20 protein-coding genes and 1 tRNA gene are annotated in these 24,527 nt (G+C 61.2%); 9 read left to right on the top strand and 12 right to left on the bottom strand.

Annotated features, from left to right (window positions below; genetic code table 11):
- Positions 1-6: 6 nt before the first annotated feature.
- Positions 7-255: a DUF1127 domain-containing protein gene (locus ACFJIU_RS01330; protein ID WP_379066835.1), complete on the bottom strand. Its 249-nt coding sequence runs from the start codon at positions 253-255 to the stop codon at positions 7-9.
- 217 nt (positions 256-472) lie between these two features.
- On the opposite strand from ACFJIU_RS01330, the gene ACFJIU_RS01335 reads away from it, so the two are divergent.
- Entirely contained in the window at positions 473-1,384 is a 912-nt protein-coding gene (locus tag ACFJIU_RS01335) for an agmatinase (protein WP_379066837.1), read from the top strand.
- A gap of 23 nt (positions 1,385-1,407) precedes the next feature.
- On the opposite strand, the gene plsY is transcribed toward ACFJIU_RS01335, so the two are convergent.
- A complete protein-coding gene (gene plsY, locus ACFJIU_RS01340; protein WP_379066839.1) occupies positions 1,408-2,064 on the bottom strand; it encodes a glycerol-3-phosphate 1-O-acyltransferase PlsY in 657 nt (218 codons plus the stop codon).
- A 188-nt stretch (positions 2,065-2,252) separates the two neighbouring features.
- Here plsY and ACFJIU_RS01345 point away from each other — a divergent pair, with 188 nt between their 5' ends.
- Positions 2,253-3,764 (top strand): winged helix-turn-helix domain-containing tetratricopeptide repeat protein, encoded by a 1,512-nt coding sequence (locus ACFJIU_RS01345; protein ID WP_379066841.1) that lies wholly within the window; start codon positions 2,253-2,255, stop codon positions 3,762-3,764.
- 23 nt (positions 3,765-3,787) lie between these two features.
- Here the strand turns inward: ACFJIU_RS01345 and ACFJIU_RS01350 are convergent, their stop codons facing one another.
- Positions 3,788-4,162 (bottom strand): GFA family protein, encoded by a 375-nt coding sequence (locus ACFJIU_RS01350; protein WP_379066843.1) that lies wholly within the window; start codon positions 4,160-4,162, stop codon positions 3,788-3,790.
- A gap of 145 nt (positions 4,163-4,307) precedes the next feature.
- Here ACFJIU_RS01350 and ACFJIU_RS01355 point away from each other — a divergent pair, with 145 nt between their 5' ends.
- Positions 4,308-4,850 carry an NADAR family protein gene (locus ACFJIU_RS01355; RefSeq protein ID WP_379066845.1) on the top strand — a complete coding sequence of 181 codons (543 nt, stop codon included), beginning with the start codon at positions 4,308-4,310 and terminating at the stop codon, positions 4,848-4,850.
- A gap of 442 nt (positions 4,851-5,292) precedes the next feature.
- On the opposite strand, the gene ACFJIU_RS01360 is transcribed toward ACFJIU_RS01355, so the two are convergent.
- Positions 5,293-7,095: a right-handed parallel beta-helix repeat-containing protein gene (locus tag ACFJIU_RS01360; protein ID WP_379066847.1), complete on the bottom strand. Its 1,803-nt coding sequence runs from the start codon at positions 7,093-7,095 to the stop codon at positions 5,293-5,295.
- Between the two features lie 775 nt (positions 7,096-7,870).
- On the opposite strand from ACFJIU_RS01360, the gene ACFJIU_RS01365 reads away from it, so the two are divergent.
- Entirely contained in the window at positions 7,871-8,104 is a 234-nt protein-coding gene (locus ACFJIU_RS01365; protein ID WP_379066849.1) for a hypothetical protein, read from the top strand.
- A gap of 31 nt (positions 8,105-8,135) precedes the next feature.
- Here the strand turns inward: ACFJIU_RS01365 and ACFJIU_RS01370 are convergent.
- Positions 8,136-8,210, bottom strand: a tRNA-Val gene (locus ACFJIU_RS01370).
- Positions 8,211-8,475: 265 nt separating this feature from the next.
- Complete coding sequence (gene cpdR, locus ACFJIU_RS01375) at positions 8,476-8,838, bottom strand: cell cycle two-component system response regulator CpdR (protein WP_018429348.1); 363 nt, start codon at positions 8,836-8,838, stop codon at positions 8,476-8,478.
- 199 nt (positions 8,839-9,037) lie between these two features.
- On the opposite strand from cpdR, the gene ACFJIU_RS01380 reads away from it, so the two are divergent.
- Together ACFJIU_RS01380 and hisN are read left to right on the top strand one after the other, a co-directional pair.
- Complete coding sequence (locus ACFJIU_RS01380) at positions 9,038-9,931, top strand: N-formylglutamate amidohydrolase (RefSeq protein ID WP_379066851.1); 894 nt, start codon at positions 9,038-9,040, stop codon at positions 9,929-9,931.
- A 339-nt stretch (positions 9,932-10,270) separates the two neighbouring features.
- On the top strand, positions 10,271-11,044 hold the full coding sequence (hisN, locus tag ACFJIU_RS01385; RefSeq protein WP_379066853.1) for a histidinol-phosphatase: 774 nt from the start codon (positions 10,271-10,273) through the stop codon (positions 11,042-11,044).
- An 81-nt stretch (positions 11,045-11,125) separates the two neighbouring features.
- On the opposite strand, the gene ACFJIU_RS01390 is transcribed toward hisN, so the two are convergent.
- Both ACFJIU_RS01390 and ACFJIU_RS01395 read right to left on the bottom strand, forming a co-directional pair.
- Positions 11,126-11,548 carry a nuclear transport factor 2 family protein gene (locus ACFJIU_RS01390; protein ID WP_379066855.1) on the bottom strand — a complete coding sequence of 141 codons (423 nt, stop codon included), beginning with the start codon at positions 11,546-11,548 and terminating at the stop codon, positions 11,126-11,128.
- 26 nt (positions 11,549-11,574) lie between these two features.
- Positions 11,575-12,546 (bottom strand): alpha/beta fold hydrolase, encoded by a 972-nt coding sequence (locus ACFJIU_RS01395; RefSeq protein WP_379066857.1) that lies wholly within the window; start codon positions 12,544-12,546, stop codon positions 11,575-11,577.
- Positions 12,547-12,996: 450 nt separating this feature from the next.
- Here ACFJIU_RS01395 and ACFJIU_RS01400 point away from each other — a divergent pair, with 450 nt between their 5' ends.
- Positions 12,997-13,464 (top strand): Hsp20 family protein, encoded by a 468-nt coding sequence (locus ACFJIU_RS01400; protein WP_379066859.1) that lies wholly within the window; start codon positions 12,997-12,999, stop codon positions 13,462-13,464.
- An 87-nt stretch (positions 13,465-13,551) separates the two neighbouring features.
- Here the strand turns inward: ACFJIU_RS01400 and ACFJIU_RS01405 are convergent, their stop codons facing one another.
- The 4 genes from ACFJIU_RS01405 to ACFJIU_RS01420 all read right to left on the bottom strand — a co-directional run bounded on the left by ACFJIU_RS01405 (position 13,552) and on the right by ACFJIU_RS01420 (position 17,518).
- Positions 13,552-14,760, bottom strand: coding sequence for an MFS transporter (locus tag ACFJIU_RS01405; protein WP_379066861.1), 1,209 nt, complete (start codon positions 14,758-14,760; stop codon positions 13,552-13,554).
- Positions 14,761-14,965: 205 nt separating this feature from the next.
- Entirely contained in the window at positions 14,966-15,601 is a 636-nt protein-coding gene (locus ACFJIU_RS01410; RefSeq protein ID WP_379066863.1) for a LysE family translocator, read from the bottom strand.
- A gap of 60 nt (positions 15,602-15,661) precedes the next feature.
- Complete coding sequence (locus tag ACFJIU_RS01415) at positions 15,662-16,459, bottom strand: PhzF family phenazine biosynthesis protein (protein ID WP_379066865.1); 798 nt, start codon at positions 16,457-16,459, stop codon at positions 15,662-15,664.
- Positions 16,460-16,465: 6 nt separating this feature from the next.
- Positions 16,466-17,518, bottom strand: a complete 1,053-nt coding sequence (locus ACFJIU_RS01420; RefSeq protein ID WP_379066867.1) for a threonine aldolase family protein — start codon at positions 17,516-17,518, stop codon at positions 16,466-16,468.
- Positions 17,519-18,075: 557 nt separating this feature from the next.
- Here ACFJIU_RS01420 and gltB point away from each other — a divergent pair.
- Together gltB and ACFJIU_RS01430 are read left to right on the top strand one after the other, a co-directional pair.
- Entirely contained in the window at positions 18,076-22,830 is a 4,755-nt protein-coding gene (gene gltB / locus ACFJIU_RS01425; RefSeq protein WP_379066869.1) for a glutamate synthase large subunit, read from the top strand.
- 148 nt (positions 22,831-22,978) lie between these two features.
- Positions 22,979-24,433, top strand: coding sequence for a glutamate synthase subunit beta (locus ACFJIU_RS01430; RefSeq protein ID WP_379066871.1), 1,455 nt, complete (start codon positions 22,979-22,981; stop codon positions 24,431-24,433).
- The last annotated feature ends 94 nt before the right edge of the window (positions 24,434-24,527 follow it).

Genomic DNA, 24,527 nt, shown 5'->3' on the forward strand with positions numbered 1-24,527 from the left:
GCAGAGCTATCGCTGCCAGAAGGGTAGCTTGGCGATCTCGTCCTCGACCTGTTCCCTGGTGAGACCCAGATCATCGATCAGGTGAGGATTATCTCTTGCCAGCCGTTTGAGTTCCCACCGAAAGCGTGTGCGTTCCTGCCAGGCCGCAATGCTGTCGAACAGGTTCAACAGACGGTGGCGTGGGTGCGGCGCCCGCCTGGCTGATGGTCCTGTTCGCCCTGATGGTGAAGGGCTGACGCAAAGGGAGTCGTTCATGGCAACCTCCTATCGGCTCGAGGGGCTAGGCCCTCGCCTGGGAAATGAGGTTGAATTCTGCCGGACGCAGCCAGCGTCGTAATTAAGGCCGTCCAAATAGTTCTCAAAACTTCCAAATGAGCTAGGTTTGTGGTTCCGAAGACCTTCGGACGGGATATCGGCAAGCGAGCCAGCCCACTCCTGAATTCAGTGAAACCCTCATCGCAGCGGTCAAGAGATGCCCACTTCACCATCCTTTCTCGGCTTTTCCAGTCACCTCGCCGATGGTCGCATGCCACGTGCGGTCATCTTCGGAGCTGGGTATGGCAGCACCTATCCCGGCGAGGACAGCAGCGGTTACGTCTCGGCTGCCAATGCGATCCGCGCGGCCAGCCAGGACGATGCAGGGCTTGTCGGACACTGGGACTTCGATCTTGGCGGTCCGCTGTTCGGTGGCGGACCAGCCTCCTGTACCGATGTCGGCGACATTGCGACGACCATGCACGACAATGCCGGCAACCGGGCGGGGATCGAAGCGAAGACCCGCGAGGTCCTGGCGCTGCAGGCCGTGCCGATCCTGCTCGGGGGTGACGATTCCGTGGTCATCCCGTTCCTCGCCGGTTTTGCGGAGCATGGGCCGGTCTGGATCCTGCAGATCGACGCCCATATCGACTGGCGTGACGAAGTGCATGGCGAACGCTACGGCTATTCGAGCCCGATGCGCCGGGCGAGCGAGATGCCGCACGTCGCAGGCATGGTGCAGGTCGGCCTGCGCAGCGTCGGCAGCGCAGGGCGGTCTGAAATCGAAGCGGCGCAACACTATGGCAGCCGCTTTGTCACCGCCCGCGACGTGCATGCCAAGGGCGTCGAAGCTGCTCTTCGGCATATTCCAGAGGGTGCAAGGGTGGTCGTTACCCTCGACTGCGATGGCCTCGATCCCGGCATCATGCCGGGTGTCGCGGCACGCACGCCTGGCGGACTGACCTACACGCAGGTGATCGATCTGATCGCGGGCGTCGGCGACCGGGCCAGGATCGTCGGGTTCGATCTCGTCGAGTTCTATCCTCCGGCCGACATCGATGGCCTGACGGCGCAGACCGCGTCACGCCTTCTCGTGAATGCGATCGGTGCCATTGTCAGGCAAGCGTGATCCGGCCAGTCGACCGCCGCCGGTCAGGATTTCTGCCCAAGGCGGGGCTCCGTCCCTGACAGCAGCCGGCGAATGTTGGCGCGGTGGCGCATGATCACGTAGACGCCACCCGCAAGCACCAGCAACCGATAGGCCAGAGGCTGATCCAGGAAGCAGACGAGCGCGATGGCGGTCACGGCCGCGAGCATCGAGCTCAGCGAAACAATTCTCGATACGGCCAGCGAAATGCCAAAGACCGCTGCCGCGCCCAAACCCACCGGCCAGGACATCGCCAGCAGCACGCCGAGCCCTGTCGCGGCCGACTTGCCTCCTGTGAAATTCAGCCAGATCGACCGGCCATGCCCCAGCAGCGCAGCGAGCCCGGCGAGGCAGACAAGCCAGGGTTCCAACATGTGCAGGTCAGCCGCGGGCACCGCATCCTGGAGCATTGAAGAGAACCAGGGGGAAAACCAGCGCGCAAGGACGACTGCCGCCACGCCTTTCAGGACATCGACCAGCAGAACCGCCAGGGCCGGGCCTTTTCCGAGCGTTCTAAGGACATTGGTTGCCCCGGTTGATCGGGAGCCGTGCTCCCGGATGTCGATGCCTTTCAGCCATCTGCCGGCCAGATAGCCCGAGGGTATGGAGCCGAGAAGATAAGCCGCCGCCAACACGACGATGTTCGCAGCCCAGAAAACCATGGCAATACCTCGATCTTCAGGCAGAGATCGTCTGAAGATCGCCGCCATTGTCCGTCCAGCACCAATTACACCGGGCTGCCTTGCGTCGACAGGGGTTTTCCATTGGGCGAGTTGGCCCCGGGGTGCTGGATCGACCGGCCTCCGGTGTCCCGGTTTCCTCAGAGCCGGAAAGGCTCTAAGGATGCGCCATGCCAGCATCGCGCTTTGCCTTTGGCCCTTTCGTACTCGATCCGGATGCGGGAACGCTGACCCGGAACGATGCCCCTGTGTCCATGGGCTATCGTGGAGTGAGGTTGCTTGCGGCTCTTGTCGGGCGGGCTGGCGAAATCCTCAGCAAGACCGAACTGATGGATGCAGCCTGGCCGGGCATGGCCGTCGAGGAAGGCAATCTGACGGTGCAGATTGCGCAACTCAGGAAGCTGCTTGGTCCAGATGGTGATGGCAGCGGTGAATGGATCGCCACTGTGCCACGCATCGGTTATCGCTTCTCAAGCAGCGTCGAAAAACTCGACAGCGTGCAGCGGAAACCCTTGCCGTTGCCAGCAAAGCCCTCCATCGCGGTGCTGCCCTTTGTCAATGTCAGCAATGATGCCGAGCAGGAATCCTTCGCGGATGGGTTGACCGAGGACCTGATCACCGACCTTTCCAGGATTCCCGGGCTGTTCGTCATCGCGCGCAATTCGGCCTTTGCCTACAAGGGGAAGGCAATGGACGAGCGCACCATCGCACAGGACCTTGGTGTGCGTTACCTGCTGGAGGGAAGCGCGCGCCGCGCTGCCGGGCATGTCCGCATCAACGCCCAATTGGTCGACGCCGTGAGCGGCGAGCATCTCTGGGCCGAACGCTTCGATCGGGGGCTCGAGGATATCTTCGCCGTTCAGGACGAGGTGACAGCCAAGATCGTCGAAGCGCTGCTGGGGCGGCTACGCGCCTCGACGCCGCGCAATCGACCCAGGAATCTCGAAGCTTACGACCTCTGCGTCAGGGCCCGCAGGTTGATGGACGATTCGCCACAGACGGCACGGGAAGCGCATCTGATGCTGACGCGGGCGGTTTCGCTCGATCCCGATTATGCCGAACCCTACCGCTGGCTTGCCATGAACCGCTGGATGGGATGGGTGCATTGGGGCGGACCGACCGAAGAGGATCGCACCATTGCCCTGGAACTGGCGCGCAAGGCCGTGGCGATCGATCCGAACGATGCCGGCTGCCGCTGGGTGCTGGCCTATCTGTTGACCTATGAACGCAGTTTCGCGGAAGCGGACGCGGAATTCGCCAGGGCGATCGAGCTCGATCCCAACGAGGCCGATGCCTGGGCGGCATTGTCCGACGTCGCCGTCCTGGCCGGGTGGATCGATGAAGGGCTCGAGCACATCCGCAAGGCGTTCCGGCTGAACCCCTACCCGGCCAGCTGGTATTATTCGACGCTCGGCCAGGCGCAATATGCCTCCAGGGACTATGTGGCCGCTGTCGAGACGCTGCGCAGCGACGAGACGTATCGCACAAGCTCGCGCCGTTTCCTGGCGGCAAGCCTTGCACAGCTCGGTCACCTCGATGAGGCTCGCGCCGAGGTTGAACTGTTTCTTGTCGGCAACCCCCATTTCACGACCAGCCACTGGGCTGCGACGGAGCCATTTCGCGACACCGCGATGCTGCAGCATTTCGTCGAGGGTTTTCGCAAGGCCGGTCTTCCGGACTGAATGTCCGCAGCCGGCGTCGGGGGTCAGCGGTTGCCCGGGAACTGGTCGGTTCCGGGCAGGGCATGCAGCCAGGGCTCGCGGCGCGGAATCCAAAGCTCGTATTGCGGGACAAGACCGGACGGCGCCTCATCGAGCGTACCGGCCATGATCTCCGCCTCGGTGTCGCTGAGCGCGAACACCTGGCTACCACAGGTCGGGCAGAAGCTGCGGTCTTTGTAAGCCGAGGTCTGTCCTTCGCACTTGAATGCTGCCAGCGGCCAGATTCCGTAGAAAGTGAATGCCGACCCGCTGGTGCGCCTGCAGTCGGTGCAATGGCAGAGGCCCACGCGCAACGGATCGCCCGATACCCGATAGCGAACCTTGCCACACGCACAGCCGCCCTGGCGTTCTGTGGTCATTGTTGGAATCTCCAATCGATTTGCAGCAATCCTTGCTGCGATGCTACCTCTTGTCCATAAAGAGAGATTTGCCCATCCGCTTGGCCGTGGCCGAGCGCGTTGAAAAGAGCGGTGCCTCTTCGAATTAGGGATGATGGACGCACACATGCGCATTGATCAGCTTCAAGATGTTTTTCGTTCGGGCGCTGCGCTGGAGTTCTTGTTTTTCTGGGGGCACCAGCCATCCAGCGATGGTCGCCTCACCGTATCCTGCTTCAGCCAATGGTGGCCGTCTCCCTTTGAAGTTGCCGGTATACAGTATCGCACCGCGGAACATTGGATGATGGCCGAAAAGGCCAGGCTTTTCGGAGACAATGAGACGAGGTTGAAGATCATCGGAGCTTTCAGTCCCAAGCAGGTAAAGCAGTTTGGCCGTGAAGTGCGCAACTTTGATGGGCCGTGCTGGGACAACAACAAGGAGCGCATCGTTGCGGAAGGCAGCTTTGAAAAATTCAGGCAGAATCCGGAGCTGACGGCCTTTCTGCTAACGACAGGTGAAAAGGTTCTTGTCGAAGCAAGTCCGGTTGATCGGGTCTGGGGCATCGGACTGGCAGCGGATGACGACCGCGCCAAGAATCCGATGCTGTGGCAAGGCCAGAACCTTCTTGGCTTTGCTCTGATGGAAGCAAAGGATCGGTTGCGCAACTAGCAAGGCGAGAGCCAAGCCAGGCGATCAAGCCTGAGCGTGTGACAGGTCTTGCAGACTGCTTGCAAGTTGCGTTTTTCGATGCTGCGAATGGTGGAAGAATTGGACCCGACGATTTTTCGGGTGACGATCATTCACGACCGGAAGTCCGGATGATGGGCGTGACAGGGATTGAACCTGTGCCCCCTCCACGTAGCATGGATTGACGCCCTCTCATGCTGGCGCGATTGTGCAATGGTGCGGGCACGGAGCAGGCCGCTCGGTGTGTGGCTATTCATTCTCTTGGTAGCTGGCGCTCTGCCAGCAATGGCCGTACGAACTCATCGTAGGTGCTGGGCCGGTCTGTTTGGCGGGGGTACGGCCTATGGAAGGCTGGCGAATGGCTTGGAGCCTGTTCTAGCTGGCCTTCAATCTCAAGGTGTTTCGCCAATCGACGAAGATTGGCTCAGCTGCCAAATGATCGCCAAGTGCCGGGCGAGCCTCCTGTTGTGCAAACATACCCAATTACAGTGGATGTCGGCGTCCGGCTATAGAGCCTGTCTCCAGCGTTCCAACTGCCGGCTGTCGGCTCGGCTCCTTGAACGGCAACCCCTTCTCTAGGGCCCGCAAGGCTGTTGAACAATGTTGTACCTCCCCAGAGTGCGATACCTGCGGCGGCTCTGTTGTTGCTGCCGCTCGCGTTGATATCGTAAGACGTCAACACCCCGATAGAATAGGCAACGCCGTTTGCAGCCAGCTTGTTGACCCAGTTATCGCAAAGCACTGGCGATACAGCTGAGGCAGCGACCCTAATTCCAAAATACGAAAACTCGGAGCCGGCAAAGCCGATCCGGTTGCCCAGGATTTTGGTGTTGTAAGAGGACGTAACCAAAATGGCTGCGCCATCGTCAGTTGTGTAGCCAGCGCGGTTGTTTCCTTGCAGAGCGTTCCTCTCGATCACCCAGTCGACAGGTGGATAGGTCGAATGGCCGACTGCAATACCGTTTGACTTACATGATCGGATGAGGTTGCCGATGAGGTAGACGCGCTCAGTAGGTCCAGCAGGGACAACCCCATATTGGAACCACTCGAAATGGTTGTTCCTAATTTCGAGATCTCTGCAGTTCGCAAGTTTAGCGCCCCAGACTGCCGTTGGTTCAGGTGACTGGGTCACCGCCCCTGCCCCATAGAAACGACAGCTTTCAATGATGCCATCCATTTCCAGAGGAACAGTTGGCGGGCTAGTCAGGTTGGGATTGAAGCTCTGCCCGTCGACCCAAATTCCTGCGTTTTGCACATCCATTGCTACGATATTACGTGCGACGATGCTCTTGCCGACAAGAGGTTTAACATCAGCCGACGCATACATGTTGGTGAAATCGCCGGCATAGTTGTGGAAGCCATAGTAACAGGTGCCACCCTTCACGTTCTCCACGAGCACGTTGTAAGCAGCCGCGAGAGAAATCAGATATCCCGCCTGGTTTATGTTGCCGCAAGTTATGTTCCTGATGATGACGTCATGCGGGTGTCCGGTACCCGCGGCCGTTCCTCCCCAGTGAGCTAGCACCGGGCAGAACATTGGGCTGTTTGGGAATTTGATGTTCTCGATCAGGATATTGTTCGACGCAGCGGTGATGATGATGCCGTTGCCTTCAACCCAGTCACTCTCAATCGTCATGTTGAAGACATGGACGTTTGCAACCGAGACGTTCGCGGTGAACTTGCCGATCGCAATCGGGCACTGAAAGTCGCCCGGGATGCCCGGTGTCGTTCCAAAATTCTTGATGGTGCCATTGTAGACGCGGCAGTTGTTTCCAGGAACAACGCATCGCACCGATCCCGAAATACGGAAATTCAACCGCGACTTGCACAGGGCCAACGTGCATCCGTCTGGCAACTCTAACTCGGCGGTTAGGTTGTATGTCTTACCCTGCTCTCCACAAAGTGTTCTGCCCGCTGCGAATTTGAGGGCGCACTGCCAAGCTGCGGTGTCGTTGGTGACATCGTCGCCGATAGCGCCAAACCAGGCCGCAAAAATCTCGTCGTGAAATTGGCGAATCCACGCGCCACTTGTTCCGGTGGTGTCCGTCGAAGGTGGAACGAAGATACCTTGCATGGTGTCTTGAGACACGGAAGCAGATTGGTTCGAAGAATTCCACACAAACGTGCCGTTTCGAGCGCCTGCCCCCGTCACTATCGCGGAAGTATATGTTGCCGGACTAAGCGCCTGCAAATCAGTAAGGGTGGAAACACTCGCAACCATAGGCATGCCATGTTCTCCATGGGAGTTGGATTGTCAGTGGAATTGAAGTCGAAAGATTACTAAGAGGCGCGCTGGGCTGGTCTATTTGGCAGCTTTCGGCCTATGGAAGGCCGACGAATGGGTGTGGGGACTGCTTCAGTTGATCAGCTAGTCAACGAGCCCAGATCTCGCAATAGATGAAAACCGCGCTAACTGTAGTCTTGGATCGCGATCCGGATATGAGTCGACTGAAGCCCTCAGCTTTCGCTTTTTGTCGATGTTCTTCCACCTTTCCAGTGGAACCGACGATCAGTTTCCATTCAGGAGCGGTGCCGTTTGGAGCTTTTCTCCAATTCGTAAGGTCGACGTCTATTTGCGACAGAGGAGACGGCCGGCACGCTACCGTATGAGGCATGTAGCCTAGGCGAGTACGACCATCGATCGCTTGTTGCGCTTGCTGCACGCTTGTGCACCCCGCGACTACTGTCGCCCCTAGTACCGCCAAGAACTGAATCTTGATCCGCATTTCTTTCCCCCGCCCAGACTGATCGCCGAAATACCACAAGCAGATATCGTCGAACTAGCCGCCCTTGGCCTTGGCGTAGGCGTTCGGCGCCGCTGACGGCTTATCGGCAAGTAGATTGGAATAGATGGCGCGCCGCATTTGTCGTAGGCCGGGACTCGTTCCTTCAGCGCGCAGCCCTTGCGCCGGACAATCTCAGTAAGCAGGACCGACAACGGACGATCGCCGCCTACCTCCAGCATCTCGAGCTTATCGTATTGCGCATGGATGTCGCATTTAATGGCGATGATGGTCTGCCGGCAGAAACCGCCGGTCGACAAGGAGCAGCGCGACGTGTGGCTCGGCCACGACGAGAAGCGCACGGCCAATGCCTATGAAGCATTGGATCCGGAACACCTGGCAGACTGCATGCAAGCGACCGAAAGGTCGTTGCAGAACTGCAAAAACACACCAAACGCGCCCTGTTTGACTGCAAGTCGCGACTTCAAGGTGGTTGTGGGAGGGAAGGCTTGAAACTGAAAGCCTTGGAAAGGAAGGGTTCGGATGGTGGGCGTGACAGGGATTGAACCTGTGACCCCTACGATGTCAACGTAGTGCTCTCCCGCTGAGCTACACGCCCATCCGACGCCGCGCATACACCACTTTTGTTTCGGCGCGTCAATAGCGAGAAACACCGAAAGAAAGCCGACATCCAAAATGTCGCGATGGCACTGATCCCTAGACAGAATATCGGCTGCCCTGGCGGTCGAATTCCTTCGTTGGCAGGGTGATGGGGGAGACAATCCCAACCGGACTGGAGCCGAATCGACCACAGTCATGCACAGGCGCACACAGACTTGCGCCTCCAAAATGGCCGCGATGTGCGTTGCGGTCGTGCCGGCCGCTCAGGCGGCGTGCAGCATCTTCTCGACTTCGTTGACGAGGTCGCGCAAGTGGAATGGCTTTGACAGCACCTTGGCGTCGCGCGGCGCCTTCGAATCGGGGTTCAGCGCAACAGCGGCGAATCCTGTGATGAACATCACCTTGAGATCCGGATCGATTTCCGTAGCCCGACGGGCGAGTTCGATGCCGTCCATCTCGGGCATGACGATGTCGGTCAACAGCAGCGAGAACGGCTCTTCACGCAGCCGCTCATAGGCGCTGGCGCCATTGTCGAAATCACTGACCTGGTAGCCCGCGCGCTCAAGCGCCTTGACCAGGAACCGGCGCATATCGTCGTCGTCTTCCGCCAGCAGAATGCGTGCCATTCTCGTCCCGTCCGAATCATCCCCCGAGATTGTGGAGGAACAATCCCGTTAACCATCACGTATATGGAATCGCGAGGGTAAACATCAAGTGAATGATGGGTGTCTATCCCTTGCGTTAAGCCGCCGAAACGCTGGACACGGCCCAAACACGGTGGCACGGTGGGGCCATGAGAGACGCGTTGCGATGGGTTCCTGAAATTTGACGTCGCCAGTCGAGGATTTTGCGGCCGTCCCGCCCTTCGAAGTCCGCTCGGGCGCAGAGCAGCGCGTTCCTTTCGTCTTTAATTCCCCGCACAGCGGCCGCCACTATCCCGATCGGTTCCTGGCGATGGCCAAGCTCGACCGAAGCACCATCCGCCGTTCCGAGGATTGTTATGTGGATGAACTGTTCGGTGCGGCGATCATGCTCGGCGCACCGATGCTGGCCGCCAATTTCCCGCGAGCCTATCTCGATGTGAACCGAGAGCCGTGGGAACTCGACCCACGCATGTTCGTCGAACCGGTGCCGCCTTATTGCAACATCCGCTCGGCACGCGTGGCTGGCGGGCTCGGCACCGTGCCGCGGCTGGTGGGGGAGGGGCTGGACATCTATGCCGCGCGGTTGCCGATCGCCGAGGCCTTCCAGCGCATCGAGCTGATCTACAAGCCCTATCACGAGGCGCTGAAACGGTTGATTGCCGGCACGCATGCCCGTTTTGGCTACGCGGTGCTGATCGATTGCCATTCGATGCCGGCCAGCGTGCGCACCAGCGACCAGGGCGTGCGCCCCGATTTCATCATCGGCGACCGTTTCGGCACGTCCGCTTCGGCGATGCTGACGCACGAGGCGATCTCGCTTCTCAGCGGCATGGGTTACACGGTCGCCTACAACAAACCTTATGCTGGCGGCTTCATCACCGAGCATTATGGCCGGCCGGTGCGCAACCTGCATGCGCTGCAGATCGAGGTGAACCGCGGACTCTACATGAATGAACGCACCTTCCAGAAATCCGTTGGGTTCGATCCTCTGGCGCAGGATCTGGCGCGCTTCGCGGCGGACCTGATGGCGGTACCGGATCACCACTTCCTTGATCTGCCGGAAGCGGCTGAATAGGAATAGTGATGTATCGGTAGTGAGATGGTGAATGGTGTGACGACACAGTCCTGCCACCGCTCGCCATTTCGCTGCCCACGACCTCACCACCCCATAAAAAAGGACCGCATCGTTGACACGACGCGGTCGAAGTCTAGGGAGGAAACGCCCAAGATGGGCATGGACAGGAGAACCTGTCCGCCTTCGAGGTTATTGTGCATTGCACAAAAGTCAATCTGATAATTAATTCAAAATGAAATAGGAAAGGATCGCCGCCCCGTGCGCGTGACATTCCCGCAACGCTTTTGTTAAGTACGCGCCAGGCACATGATCCGGCCCGGCAATTGCAGGAGAGGCACTTTGAACATTTCCCCCGACTTCATGCGGCGGATCGCCGGCGCAGCCGCGGTCGAGACCTTACCGCGCTTTCGCAGTCAGGGCGCCGTGGTCAACAAGCTCTCCGGCGGCTTCGATCCTGTCACAGAGGCTGATCGGGAGGCGGAACGAGCGATCCGCGCGCTGATCGGCGCAGAGTTTCCGGATCACGGCATCCTGGGTGAGGAACACGGCAGCGAGAACCTTGCCAGCCGGCATGTATGGGTGATCGATCCGATCGACGGTACCCGCGCTTTCATTTCCGGCCTTCCTGTATGGGGCACGCTGGTGGGGCTGACGGTCGACGGTGACGCGGTGGCCGGGCTGATGTCGCAGCCTTTCACCGGCGAATTGTTCTACGCCAATGCCGATGGCGCTTTCTATGAAGGGCCCGGCGGTCCGCGCAAGCTGGCGGCGCGCAAGACGACGAAACTGGAAGACGCGACACTGTTCACCACCACCCCGGCGCTTTTCAAGGGCGAAGCGCGCAGCCGTTTCGACCATTTCGAGACCAAGGTGCAGTTGTCGCGTTACGGTACCGACTGCTACGCCTTCGCGATGGTGGCAGCGGGTACGGTCGACATCGTCGCCGATCCGGGACTGAAGCCCTATGACATCGTCGCCCTGATCCCGATCATCGAGAAAGCAGGCGGCGTCATCACTACTTTCGACGGGCGACCGGCCGAGAATGGCGGCGATATCCTTGCGGCAGCGACGCCCGAACTGCATGAGGCTGCCATGGCGGCGCTGCGGGGCTGAGCGACGGATTCGTCGCGGTTTTCGAAGGTCTGACGGACTTTCAAAAGCCTCCAATTGACAGCCGAGGGCCTGCGCAGTTGATCAGAAGCCGTCGCAATCCTCGGCCAGGCGCTTCTGGCGCGCGTTGACGATCTTGCCGTCGGCGATGCGGTAGGTTTCCTGGTTGAGTGTGAGGCCTGGCTGGAAATCATAGCAGACGATCATCGTGATCGAGGTTTCGTCTTTTTCCTGCAGCCTGTGGCGAATCTCGGCGTTGGCCAGGACATCCTGAGACTGCTCCATATAGGCGATGAATTCCTCACGGCTCTGCGACTTGCCTGAGGCCTCCGTGTGAAAGACCGCGTTTGGCGCAATCAGGCCGGCAAGACCGGCAACGTCGGATTCCGAGAGACGTCGATACCATTCCCGCACCACGCGTTCCGGTTCATCGGCCTGCGCTGGGGCTGCCAACGCACCGGCGAACAGCGAGCCAGTCAACACGATAAACTGCAGGGTGCGGGTCATCTTCGTCCTGTCTCGTGTTCCGTGTTTCAACCCGACGCTGCCTCTGTCTGCGTCGCGCTGCCCGGTATGAAGGCGTCGAAAGCCGCCAGGAACTGCTCGCGGTAATAATCCTTCTCTTGCAGGATTTCGTGCTTGGCGCCGTCGATCATAACGAAGGAACCGAGCCGGACGTGGCGGGCGAAATGCTCGACCGCGCGGGTCGAGACGACGCGATCACTGCCGGCGCCGATGATCAAAGTCGGGATCTTCATCGCTGCCATGAATTCAGGGTCGCGCACGGTCTCCGCGGCGGCTGCGGCGGCGCGCAGCCAGCGAACCGTGGGACCGCCCAGCGCCAGCTGCGGATAGGCCTGATACAGCCCGGTGTTGCGACGATAGCGCTCGGGATCGCTGGTCAGCAGATTGCGTTCGAATGGCGTCGGCAAGGCCTTGCGTGGTCCCCAGGCGGCGTAGAGCCGGCCAAGGCCCAGACAAGTCAGGACACTGCCGAGGCGGCGCACGGTCGTCATCGAAACCCGCTGATCGGGCAGATCGAGAAATGGCGCGATCAACACCATGCGCTGCACACGGTTGACCATGTTGGCGCTGGCAAGCAACGCCACGAGAGCGCCGGCAGAATGCGCGAGGATGTAATACGGTCCGCGGCAGTCGGGCAGGACCACTTCCGTGAACAGTTGCTCCAGATCCCTGGCATAGTCCTGAAAGCTTTTCACATAGCCGCGCTGCGGGTTCTTAAGCAGCCGGTCGGAAGCGCCCTGGCCGCGCCAGTCGAGCATTGCCACCCCGAAACCGCGCTCGGTCAGGTTCCGCACGGTCTCGAAATACTTCTCGATGCATTCGTTGCGGCCGGGCAGGACCACCACCGTGCCCTTCAGTGGTCTGCCGGTGGCGGCAAACCTGGCGAAGCGGATCTGCTTGCGGTCGCGCGTGGTGAGGAAGCCGGAAAAGGCGTTTTCCGGGACGGGATTGCCGTCAAGTTCGTAGAAGAGATCCGTCATCGGGCGCTTCGAGTGTTCGCGCCCGCGGGCGGGCCAACCAGCAGGTGATAGAGGCTATCCGCTAAAATGCAAAGCAAATCCGGTGACGCGCCAGACCGCCAAAACGTCTGAAGCCGGAAGCGCGTGACGCAGCGCTTCCGGCTCCTGTCGATCCGGGAGGAAGGGACGTTGCACCCGGCTCGGCTTCGTCGCGGCGCTATTTCGCCGCTGATTTCGATGTTGGAATGAAGGTAGCGTCGGCCGTCTGAACGGCGGCAGAAGAGGTGGTTCATCTGCCGTTCATCTCAAACTAGCGCCTGGAACCTTGGTCGAATGCCTTGAAACCGCTTTCCGGCACCCCCAGATGTCCGTTGCGGCCGCCGATGTCGGGGTCGCTGGTTCATTGGAAACGCCTCCAGGGTTTCGCCTGAACCATCACGCAAACCATGTTGCTCAACAGGAGAACACACCATGCGTCATGTCGATTTTTCCCCGCTTTATCGCTCGACCGTCGGTTTTGACCGTCTGTTCACGATGCTGGATTCACTGGCTCAGCCTGAAGGCGGCCAGAGCTATCCGCCCTACAACATCGAGCGCACCGGCGAGGATTCCTACCGGATTTCCATGGCCGTCGCCGGTTTCTCGGATGACGAGATTTCGATCGAGGCCCACCGCAATGTGCTGACCATCAAGGGTGAGCGCAAGGACGAAGCCGATGGCGAAGGCTCGGAAGTGCTTTATCGCGGCATTGCCGCTCGCGCCTTCGAGCGCCGCTTCCAGCTGGCCGACCATGTCGACGTCGTCGGTGCTGCGCTCAAGAACGGCCTGCTTCACATCGACCTGAAGCGCAACATCCCCGAAGAGCTGAAGCCCCGCAAGATTGCGATTTCGGCGGCGCCGGCCAAGACCAAGCAGATCGAAGCCAAAGCGGCCAACTAAGTCGCCGGTTTCGGCGAATCTCCCTCCCGAGATGAAAGCGGCGCCTTGCGGCGCCGCTTTTTGTTGTGATCTGGGATGCCCAGGAGCCTACATACCGCTTTTACGATTGAGCGCGATGGCCCCGCAAATGATGGCGAGCGTGGCAAGCCCGCAGGCAGCAGCGAGATAGCTCTCCTGAAAGCCGACGGCCTCGATCAGAGGCTGGCTGACGAGTGGCGAGGTGAAGTGGCCGATGAACATCGACGCTGTCACCATGCCGGCCAGGCGCCCGCGAGTGGCCGAACTGGCCTGCGTGATGATGCCGGACATCAGGTTGGGTATGGTGAGACCGAGACCCGCGCCGGCAATCGCCATCGCAAACAGCACCGACGGCATCGTCGTTGAGAAGGCCACCAACACAAATCCCAGGGTCATCAGGCAAAGGCCGATGACGAAAATCGCCGGCACGGAAAGCCTGGCGCGCAGTCGGCCGTAGGCAAGTGCGGAACCCGCCATGACCAGATTGTGCAGACCGAGCGCAAAGCCGGCATTGCTTGCGGCACCGATACCGATCGTGCGCAGGTAGAAAGGCAACTGCGACGGGATGAAATAGAAGATCATGTTGACGAGGAAGGCGAGCACGCACAGGGCCGCGACCGGCAGCCAGCGAACCGCGTGTTCGGAGGGAGTGCCGATGGCCTGTCGACCGTCGGGCGTCGACCTCCCTGGTTCCGTCAGGAAAGCGATTGCGGCGGGGATGATGGCGAAAGCCACGGCATAGATCGCGAAAGGGGCACGCCAGTGATAATCGGCGAGAAGACCGCCCGCGGCGACGAAAACAACACCGCCTATGCCGGTGAAGGCCTGCTGCAATCCCAGATAACGCTCGCGCTCGCTGCCGCTGAAATAGTCGCCGACGAGCGCGGTGGTCAGCGTCATGATGCCGCCAATCGCGATGCCGAGCGCGGCGCGACCGGCAAGCAGCGCTGGCAGGCTGTCGACGAACAGGCCCGAGATACCGGAGAGTCCATAGAGCAGGATCGAGCCGATCAGCAGGCGCAGCCTTCCGTAACGATCAGCGAGGCCGCCGATCAGCGGCGCGCAGAAGGCAACGAACAGGGCCGGCAGCGTCAGCACCATGCGGCTGAGCAGCTTGACACCATCGACATCGGCAAAGTGCGCCTCGAGGGCCGGCAACGAGGGTGAGATCGTGGTGCCAGCCATGATCGTCAGGGTCGCGACCGTGAGCAGCGTTATCTTGCGGCCAATAACCGATCGCGCGCCCGGCGCCGTGACTATCGATTGCACCATTGTCATGCCTCGTCTCCATGCTCCTGGGCTGGCACCCCGTCCTTCATGGCGAGCGGTTGCTTCCCTATGGCGTGTCCGGAACGCCGTGCTGTGGCCATCCGGACCGATCGGGCAGGGGTTCTACAAGTTCAAGTGAACTTGAAGTCAAGAGGCCTCGAGCGAATTCTGCCAGACCGGTTTCAGTTCCTGCCGGGAAGTTATGAAGCGAGGGTCAGGTCCTTTGCAGCGCGAGGTGCGCGCCTAGCCCGACCAGCAGCGCACCGCCGGCGCGGCGCATCAGCCGCTGGGCGCCGCTGGAGCGTTTCAGACGCGTGACGATGACGCCGGCGAGCAGGACGCAGACGATGTCGGCGGAGGAAAAGATCAGGTTGGCGAGGCTGCCGAGGATCAGGAATTGCGCCCAGACCGGGAACGATGCCGAGGGATCGATGAACTGTGGCAGAAAGGCCAGGAAGAACAACGCCGTTTTCGGGTTAAGCACCTCGACGGTGATGCTCTCCACGAAAGCGCGGCGGCCCGATTTCGCACCAATGGCATGGGGGTTGATTTCACCGCCGTCCGACTTTGCGCGAAACATCGAGATGCCAAGCCAGACCAGATAGGCAGCACCTGCGAGCTTCACCAGCAGATAAAGAACGGGGACAGCGTGAAAGAGCACCGAGAGCCCTGCGGCTGCGGCGACCACATGCACCGTGCAGCCAAGATGGATGCCGGCTGCTGCCATGAAACCCGACCAGCGACCGCGCGCGATGGTCTGCGCCGTCGCGTACAGCATGGCAGGGCCTGGGATATAGGCGAAAACCGACGTCGTGATGAAAAAGGCGATGAGGAGCTCGGTGGAGGGCATGGGTTTTTCTCTGAAGCCGTCAGCTGACCGATGTTTTACACAAAACTCTGCCCGGGCCCATCATGGCAGATGAATTTCCGCCTTCATGAAGGTCACGGCCCTGCCGGTGATCAGCACACGATCGCCAGCGAGTTCACACAGGAGATGGCCGCCGCGTGCCGAAGCCTGGAACGCCGACAAACGAGTCTTGCCAAGCTTGCCTGCCCAGTGAGGAACAAGTGTCGCGTGGATCGAGCCGGTCACGGGGTCTTCCGGGATACCGACGCCTGGCGCGAAATAGCGCGAAACGAAGTCGTGGGTGCTGCCCTTGCCGGTGATGACCAGGCCCTGCTGTTTCAGGGTCGCGATTCTCGTCAGGTCCGGGACGAAGGCGCGGACAGCGGCTTCATCCGGCAGTTCGACGAAGATGTTCTCGAAATTGCGAAAGGCCTTGTGGTCGATATCGACGAACAGCCCGTCGATCGGCGCTGGCAGGTCCGGCAGTGTCTCCGGAGGAAAGCTCGGCAGATCCATACGGTAGGCGCCGTCGACGCAGGCAACACGCAGCTCGCCGACGCGCGTCGAAAAGATCATTTCGCCGGCCACCTCGTGATGCGCGGCAAGTACATGCGCGGTCGCCAGCGTGGCATGCCCACAGAACTCGACCTCATGCACCGGCGTGAACCAGCGCAGGTCCCAGCCCTTGCCGTTCGGTCGGGCAAAAGCGGTTTCGGCCAGATTGTTCTCGGCAGCGATGGACTGCATGGTCTCTGTTGCCAGCCAGTCGTCGAGAACAAGCACGGCGGCCGGATTGCCACCGAAGATCCGATCCGAGAAAGCGTCGACCTGATACATCACCGTCATGGCAGTTGCTTTCACTGCGTTTCAAGCCTTGAGTTGTTCGGCGAAGCGGTCGACATCCTTTTCGGTGGTGGCGAAGCTGGTCACGAACCGGTAGAGCGCTTCATTCTCGGCGATATGACCGTCGAACCCATGCGGTTTGTGCCAGTCGTAGAACGCAGCTCCTGAAGCCAGAAGCCGCGCGGCCTTCTTCTTGTCGAGAATCGCGAAGACCTCGTTGGCCTGCGGCAGCCAGGCCAGCTTGGAGTTTTCGTCATCCTCGATCGCCGCTGCCAGGCGCCCGGCCATGGCGTTGGCGTGGTGCGCGGTTTCCATCCACAGTCCGTCCTTGAAATAGGCATCGAACTGGGCGGCGATGAAGCGCGATTTCGAGAACAGCTGCGCAGCACGCTTGCGCAGGAAAGCGAGCTCCTTGGCGCGATCGAGATCGAACAGCACGATCGCTTCCGCACACCAGCAGCCATTCTTGGTTCCGCCGAAGGACAGGATGTCGATGCCGCGCTTCCAGGTCATTTCGGCGGGGCTCGCCTCCAGCGAAGCGAGCGCGTTGGCAAAACGGGCGCCGTCCATATGCAGCGGCAGGCCGTAGCGGCTGGCGATCCTGGAAATGGCCTCGATATCCTCCAGTCCGTAGACCGTACCTGTTTCGGTCGACTGCGTGATGGAGATCGCCATCGGCATGCCGGCATGAACGTTTTCTCCGGCAAAACGCTGGATCGCCCGCTCCAGGGCCACTGGGTCGATGCGGCCAAGCGCACCGTCGACAGGCCGCAACCGCGAGCCGCCGGTGAAGTATTCCGGCGCACCGCATTCGTCTTCCACGATGTGCGATTCGCGATGGCAGAAGGTGATGCCGCCGGGTTTGTTGTAGGCGGTGAGCGAAAGCGAGTTGGCGGCGGTGCCGGTGGCCACGAAGAAGACCGCGACTTCGCGTTCGAAAATCTCGCTGAAGCGCTGAGCGACTGCCTTGTCGAGATCGCTGTCGCCATAGGCCGCAGCAAAGCCGGTGTTGTGCGCATTGAGTGCGGCGGCGACCTTGGGATGGGCACCGGCCCAGTTGTCGGAGGCAAAAAACATGCTTCGAGGCCTATTTCCTGGCAATTCGGGGAAGGCGCGAACCATGACGGCATTCCGAGCCACTCTGCAAGGTCCAGCACTGGCCGGATGTTTGGAGCCAGAGCTCATTGGAGCGCCGAGCGTCCTCCTGGACGCGCGCTCTAACACTTTGATCGGGCGTATGATCCTTTCTGAAAACCGATTTCGAGTTTCGGGGTGATAGGCTACGCTGTCCGGCCAGAAAGTTTCTGTGGCGGCGGATCGCGCGTAATTTTCTTTCGCTAATCGGCTGAAAAATTTCCGAATCGGTCTTGTGTGGTGCCGGGATTTCTGTCATAGAAATTTAGGACAGCATTGCTGTCTTATTTACCGGTACCAACCAGGCTGGATTGGCGTAAGATAAGCGCCTGTCCGGCTGCCGCCACGAGTGGCGTGCGATGACAGGCCGAACCGCGGCCGGACGATACCCGGCATGGTTCGCCAGGATTTCGCGACAGGTGCGAGAAGTGTGGAGAGGGAAGTGTCAAGCTTCCCATGGAGAAGCAGCGCCCGAGTGGCGCAGAACAGAGGATAGGACGATGACGGAAGTGACGCCATCTGTGACGACGGTATTTGCCCCGGTTGCACAGACGAAAGCGGCCACCGTCAAAACCGCTCTGCGAACCACCACCAATCCGACTGCCGGACTGTTCGACCGATCGCCCTCGGCCCAGGGCATGTATGATCCGCGCAACGAGCATGACGCCTGCGGCGTCGGCTTCATCGCCCAGATGAAGGGCGTGAAGTCGCACCAGATCGTCAAGGACGGCCTGTTCATGCTGGAGAACCTCACCCATCGCGGCGCGGTGGGGGCGGATCCGTTGATGGGCGATGGTGCCGGCGTTCTCGTGCAGATCCCCGACCGTTTCTTCCGCGAGGAGATGGCCAAGCAGGACATCGAACTGCCGCCGGCCGGCCAGTATGGCGTTGGCCACTGGTTCATGCCGCGAGACCCCGAACTGCGCGCCCATGTCGACGCGATCATCACCGAGTCGGCGCAGTCGGAAGGCCTGCCGCTCATCGGCTTCCGCGACGTTCCGGTCGACAATTCCTCCTTGTCCAAGGCGCCCGATATCGCGGCCGCCGAGCCGTTCCATCGCCAGGTGTTCATCGGCCGCACGCCGGACATCGACAATGACGAGGAATACGAAGCGCGCCTCTATCTCCTGCGCAAGGTGATTTCGGGCCGCATCTATGCCGAGCACAACAACAAGGACATCGGCTCGTACTGCGTGTCGCTGTCGGCGCGCACCATCGTCTACAAGGGCATGTTCCTGGCCTACCAGGTCGGCGCCTACTACAAGGATCTGTCCGATCCGCGCTTCGAGACCGCGTTGATCCTGGTCCACCAGCGCTTTTCGACCAACACTTTCCCGTCGTGGAAGCTGGCGCATCCTTACCGCATGGTCGCCCACAACGGCGAGATCAACACAGTGCGCGGCAACAACAACTGGATGGCGGCGCGCCAGGCCTCGGTCGATTCCGAACTGTTCGGCAACAACATCTCCAAGCTGTGGCCGATCTCCTATGAAGGACAGTCGGACACGGCCTGTTTCGACAACGCGCTCGAGTTCCTGTTCCAGGGTGGCTACACGCTGGCGCATTCGATGATGATGCTGATCCCGGAAGCCTGGGCCGGCAACAAGTCGATGGATGCCGACCGCAAGGCTTTCTACGAATATCATGCGGCGCTGATGGAGCCGTGGGATGGCCCCGCCGCCGTCTGCTTCACCGACGGACGCCAGATCGGCGCGACGCTGGACCGCAACGGCCTGAGGCCGGCGCGCTACATCGTCACCGACGACGACCGTGTCATCCTGGCCTCCGAGGCCGGCGTGCTGCCGGTCGAGGAAAAGCACATCGTGCGCAAGTGGCGCCTGCAGCCCGGCAAGATGCTGCTCATCGACCTGGTCGAGGGCCGCATCATCTCGGATGAGGAGATCAAGAAGGAGATCGCCGCACAGCATCCCTACAAGGATTGGCTGAAGCGCACCCAACTGGTGCTGGAAGATCTGAATCCGGTGGAGCCGCGCGCGCTGCGCAAGGACGTGACCCTGCTCGATCGCCAGCAATCCTTCGGCTACAGCCAGGAAGACCTGAAGCTGCTGATGGCGCCGATGGCCGTCACCGGCCAGGAAGCGGTTGGCTCGATGGGCACCGACACGCCGATTTCGGCGATGTCGGACAAGTCGAAGCTGCTCTACACCTATTTCAAGCAGAACTTCGCCCAAGTCACCAATCCGCCGATCGACCCGATCCGCGAGGAACTGGTGATGAGCCTGGTGTCCTTCATCGGACCGCGGCCGAACATTTTCGACCTGGTCGGTTCCTCCCGCAAGAAGCGGCTGGAAGTACGCCAGCCGATCCTGACCAACGGCGATCTGGAGAAGATTCGTTCCATCGGCCATACCGAGGACCGTTTCGACACCAAGACCATCGACGTCACCTATTCGATCACCGAAGGAGCCGCGGGCATGGCGGGCGCGGTCGAGCGCCTGTGTGATCGCGCCGAAGCGGCGGTTGCCGGTGGCTACAACATCATCATCCTGTCCGACCGCCAGGTCGGCCCGGATCGCATCGCCATTCCGGCGCTGCTGGCGACGGCCGCCGTGCACCATCACCTGATCCGCAAGGGGCTGCGTACCTCGGTCGGTCTGGTCGTGGAATCGGGCGAGCCGCGCGAAGTGCACCACTTCTGCTGTCTCGCCGGCTACGGCGCCGAAGCGATCAACCCGTATCTCGCCTTCGATACATTGCTCGACATGCACAAGAAGGGCGAGATGCCGGAAGAGGTCGATGCCTCGGAAGTCGTGTCGCGCTACATCAAGTCGATCGGCAAGGGCATCCTCAAGGTGATGTCCAAGATGGGCATATCGACCTACCAGTCCTATTGCGGCGCGCAGATCTTCGACGCCGTCGGCCTGAAGGGCGATTTCATCGAGAAGTACTTCACCGGTACAGCGACCCTTATCGAAGGCGTCGGGCTCGACGAAGTTTCGGAAGAGACGGTGGCACGCCATGGTGATGCCTTCGGCGATGATCCCGTGCTGCGCACCACCCTGCAGGTTGGTGGCGAGTACATGTACCGCATGCGCGGCGAGGCCCACATGTGGACGCCTGACGCCGTGGCCACGCTGCAGCATGCCGTACGCAAGGGCTCATGGTCGACCTTCAAGGAATTCTCGCAGCAGATCGACAGCGAGACGGCACGTGCTCAGCAGATCCGTGGCCTTTTCCGCGTCAAGCTCGCTGAAGAGACCGGCCGCAAGAAGGTTGCCCTGGAAGAGGTGATGCCGGCGGCCGAGATCGTGAAGCGTTTCTCGACGGGCGCGATGTCTTTCGGCTCGATCTCGAGGGAAGCCCACACCACGCTGGCAATCGCCATGAACACGATCGGTGGCAAGTCGAACACGGGTGAGGGCGGCGAGGAGCCGGACCGCTATCTGCCGTTGCCGGGTGGCGGCCGCAATCTCGAACGTTCGGCCATCAAGCAGGTGGCGTCGGGCCGCTTCGGCGTGAGCGCCGAATATCTCGTCAACGCCGATATGATGCAGATCAAGGTGGCGCAGGGCGCCAAGCCCGGCGAAGGTGGCCAGCTGCCCGGCCATAAGGTTGACGCCACCATCGCCAAGGTTCGCCATTCGACGCCGGGCGTCGGCCTGATCTCGCCGCCACCGCATCACGACATCTATTCGATCGAAGACCTGGCACAGCTGATCTACGACCTGAAGAACGTCAACCCGGCCGCTGACGTGTCGGTGAAGCTGGTGTCGGAGGTGGGTGTCGGTACGGTTGCCGCGGGCGTCGCCAAGGCACGCGCCGACCACATCACCATCTCCGGCTATGACGGTGGTACCGGGGCCTCGCCGCTGACCTCGCTCAAGCACGCGGGTTCGCCCTGGGAAATGGGGCTGGCCGAGACGCACCAGACACTGGTGCTGAACGGCCTGCGTTCGAGGGTGGCGCTGCAGGTCGATGGTGGCCTTCGCACCGGTCGCGACGTCATCGTCGGCGCGCTGCTTGGCGCCGACGAATTCGGCTTCTCGACCGCACCGCTGATCGCTGCCGGCTGCATCATGATGCGCAAATGCCACCTCAACACCTGCCCGGTTGGCGTCGCCACCCAGGATCCGGTGCTGCGCAAGCGCTTCAAGGGCACGCCCGAACACGTCATCAACTACTTCTTCTACGTGGCGGAAGAGGTGCGCGAGCTGCTGGCTGAAATGGGTTACACCCATCTCGACCAGATCATCGGCGACACCGATCTTCTGGAAAAGCGTGAGGTCATCAATCACTGGAAGGCACGTGGCCTGGACTTCTCGAAGATGTTCTACAAGCCCGAGGCGCCGCGCGAGGCCGTGCACTGGACCGAGCGCCAGAAACACCCGATCGACGACGTGCTCGACCGCCAGATGATCGAACAGGCCAAGCCCGCTCTCGAGGCACGCCAGCCCGTCGAGATCGCGCTGCCGATCCGCAATGTCGACCGCTCCGCCGGCGCCATGCTGTCGGGCGAGGTCGCCAAGCGTTTCAGGCACAAGGGCCTGCGCGAGGACACCATCAAGGTGACGCTGACCGGCACCGCCGGCCAGTCCTTCGGCGCCTTCCTGGCGCGCGGCGTGTCGTTCGAACTGATCGGCGCCGGCAACGACTATGTCGCCAAGGGCCTGTCTGGCGGCCGCATCGTCATCCGTCCGCCGGAAGACGCCAAGATCGTCGCCGAGGATTCGATCATCGTCGGCAACACCGTGCTCTACGGCGCCATCGAGGGTGAATGCTACTTCCGTGGCGTGGCCGGCGAACGTTTCGCCGTGCGCAACTCCGGCGCGGTAACAGTCGTCGAAGGCGTGGGCGATCACGGTTGCGAATACATGACCGGCGGCGTCGTCGTCGTCATCGGCAAGACCGGTCGCAATTTCGCGGCCGGCATGTCGGGTGGCGTCGCCTATGTGCTGGATGAAGAGGGCGATTTCGCGCTTCGCTGCAACATGGCCATGGTCGAGCTCGAGCCGGTCCCGGAAGAGGACGACCTGATGGAAAAACTGCTCCATCACGGCGGCGACATCGATCACAAGGGCCGCGTCGACGTGTCCGGCGACATGACCAGCCACGACGAGGAGCGCCTCTATCAGCTGATCTCGAACCATGTGCACTTCACGGGTTCGACGCGGGGCAAGGAGATACTCGACAACTGGGCGAGCTTCCGGCCGAAATTCCGGAAGGTCATGCCGGTCGAATATCGTCGCGCGCTGCAGGAGATGGAGCGCGCCCGCATGAGCGTGGCGGCCGAATAGGCATCCGGTGAGCCGGGGAGCAGGCGCTTCCCGGCGCCCGTCACACGATACAGCCAATCATTGACCCGATCCCGCGGTTGCGCTTGCGGCCGGATGAGGATAACGGGTGCGGCGGTAACCCCGCCACGTGCTCTACAGGAACCGAGACATGGGCAAGGTAACAGGTTTTCTCGAGATCGATCGGCAGGTGCACAAGTACCAGCCGGCATCCGACCGTATCCGGCATTTTCGCGAATTCACGCTGCCGATGTCGCAGCCCGAGGTCGAGAAGCAGGCCGCGCGCTGCATGGACTGCGGCATTCCCTTCTGCCACGGCCCGACGGGCTGTCCGATCCACAACCAGATCCCTGACTGGAACGACCTCGTCTACAATGGCGACTGGGATGCTGCGATCCGCAACCTGCATTCGACCAACAATTTCCCGGAATTCACCGGCCGCATCTGCCCGGCGCCGTGCGAGGAAGCCTGCACGCTGAACCTGGAAGACATTCCGGTCGCCATCAAGACGGTGGAGCAGGCGCTGGCCGACAAGGCCTACGAGACCGGCTTCGTTCGCCCTTATCCGCCGGAAAAGAAGACCGGCAAGAAGGTTGCCGTCATCGGGTCGGGCCCGGCTGGCATGGCCGCGGCGCAGCAGCTTGGCAGAGCCGGCCATGACGTGCATGTCTTCGAGCGCGAGAGCCGTCCCGGCGGCCTGCTGCGGTTCGGCATTCCAGACTTCAAGATGGAAAAGCATTACATCGACCGCCGCGTCGAACAGATGGCCGGCGAGGGCGTGACATTCCATTGCGGCGTCAATGTCGGCGTCGACAAGAAGGTCGAGGAATTGCTCGCCGAATATGATGCCGTGCTTTACTGTGGCGGCTCGGAAACGCCGCGTCCGGCCGGTATTCCTGGCGACGATCTCGAAGGCGTGCATGACGCGATGCCGTACCTCGTTCAACAGAACAAGCGTGTCGGTGGCGAGGACATCCAGTCGGTCGCCTGGGCGTCGCAGCCGATCGTGGCATCCGGCCAGCATGTCGTGGTCGTCGGTGGGGGCGACACGGCTTCCGACTGCGTCGGCACAGCGTTCCGCCAGGGTGCGGTGCGTGTCACCCAGCTCGATATCCGTCCGCAGCCGCCCGAGAAGGAAGACAAGCTTTCGGTCTGGCCCTATTGGGCAACCAAGATGCGAACCTCTTCCAGTCAGGCGGAAGGGGCCGAACGCGAGTTCCAGGTGGCGACGCTGGAATTCATCGGCGAGGAAGGCCAGCTCACCGGCGTGAAGTGCTGCGAAGTGGACGAGAAGCGCAAGCCGATCCCCGGCACCGAATTCGTCATCCGCGCCGATCTTGCCTTCATCGCCATCGGTTTTGCCGGCCCGATCGACGGCGCCGTGACGGCTGAGCTGGACGGCAAGCTCGAGATCATCACCGACGTGCGCCGTTCGAAGAATGTCGCGGCCAACGACCAGGATTATCGCACCAATATCGACCGGCTCTATACAGCCGGCGATATCCGCCGGGGCCAGTCGCTGGTGGTGTGGGCGATCCGGGAGGGCCGTCAGGCGGCGCGTGCGATCGATGAGGCGCTGACCGGCGCGAGCGTGCTGCCGCGCTGATCTGCTCCGCGGGTGAGCCTGGAAGACGAACCCGCGGACGTTTGCCATTTTCATGGAAGAGGCGTGCTGTCTTCGGACAGGTTCGAAGGCCGCT

The sequence above is a fragment of the Mesorhizobium sp. UC74_2 genome (assembly GCF_042701485.1).
Taxonomy (GTDB): Bacteria; Pseudomonadota; Alphaproteobacteria; order Rhizobiales; family Rhizobiaceae; genus Mesorhizobium.

What these genes read in the sequence shown, in the direction of transcription:
- ACFJIU_RS01330 (WP_379066835.1), bottom strand. Translation starts at nt 255, where the DNA reads ATGAACGACTCCCTTTGCGTCAGCCCTTCACCATCAGGGCGAACAGGA.
- ACFJIU_RS01335 (WP_379066837.1), top strand. Translation starts at nt 473, where the DNA reads ATGCCCACTTCACCATCCTTTCTCGGCTTTTCCAGTCACCTCGCCGAT.
- plsY (WP_379066839.1), bottom strand. Translation starts at nt 2,064, where the DNA reads ATGGTTTTCTGGGCTGCGAACATCGTCGTGTTGGCGGCGGCTTATCTT.
- ACFJIU_RS01345 (WP_379066841.1), top strand. Translation starts at nt 2,253, where the DNA reads ATGCCAGCATCGCGCTTTGCCTTTGGCCCTTTCGTACTCGATCCGGAT.
- ACFJIU_RS01350 (WP_379066843.1), bottom strand. Translation starts at nt 4,162, where the DNA reads ATGACCACAGAACGCCAGGGCGGCTGTGCGTGTGGCAAGGTTCGCTAT.
- ACFJIU_RS01355 (WP_379066845.1), top strand. Translation starts at nt 4,308, where the DNA reads ATGCGCATTGATCAGCTTCAAGATGTTTTTCGTTCGGGCGCTGCGCTG.
- ACFJIU_RS01360 (WP_379066847.1), bottom strand. Translation starts at nt 7,095, where the DNA reads ATGCCTATGGTTGCGAGTGTTTCCACCCTTACTGATTTGCAGGCGCTT.
- ACFJIU_RS01365 (WP_379066849.1), top strand. Translation starts at nt 7,871, where the DNA reads ATGGCGATGATGGTCTGCCGGCAGAAACCGCCGGTCGACAAGGAGCAG.
- cpdR (WP_018429348.1), bottom strand. Translation starts at nt 8,838, where the DNA reads ATGGCACGCATTCTGCTGGCGGAAGACGACGACGATATGCGCCGGTTC.
- ACFJIU_RS01390 (WP_379066855.1), bottom strand. Translation starts at nt 11,548, where the DNA reads ATGACCCGCACCCTGCAGTTTATCGTGTTGACTGGCTCGCTGTTCGCC.
- ACFJIU_RS01395 (WP_379066857.1), bottom strand. Translation starts at nt 12,546, where the DNA reads ATGACGGATCTCTTCTACGAACTTGACGGCAATCCCGTCCCGGAAAAC.
- ACFJIU_RS01400 (WP_379066859.1), top strand. Translation starts at nt 12,997, where the DNA reads ATGCGTCATGTCGATTTTTCCCCGCTTTATCGCTCGACCGTCGGTTTT.
- ACFJIU_RS01405 (WP_379066861.1), bottom strand. Translation starts at nt 14,760, where the DNA reads ATGACAATGGTGCAATCGATAGTCACGGCGCCGGGCGCGCGATCGGTT.
- ACFJIU_RS01410 (WP_379066863.1), bottom strand. Translation starts at nt 15,601, where the DNA reads ATGCCCTCCACCGAGCTCCTCATCGCCTTTTTCATCACGACGTCGGTT.
- ACFJIU_RS01420 (WP_379066867.1), bottom strand. Translation starts at nt 17,518, where the DNA reads ATGTTTTTTGCCTCCGACAACTGGGCCGGTGCCCATCCCAAGGTCGCC.
- gltB (WP_379066869.1), top strand. Translation starts at nt 18,076, where the DNA reads ATGACGGAAGTGACGCCATCTGTGACGACGGTATTTGCCCCGGTTGCA.
- ACFJIU_RS01430 (WP_379066871.1), top strand. Translation starts at nt 22,979, where the DNA reads ATGGGCAAGGTAACAGGTTTTCTCGAGATCGATCGGCAGGTGCACAAG.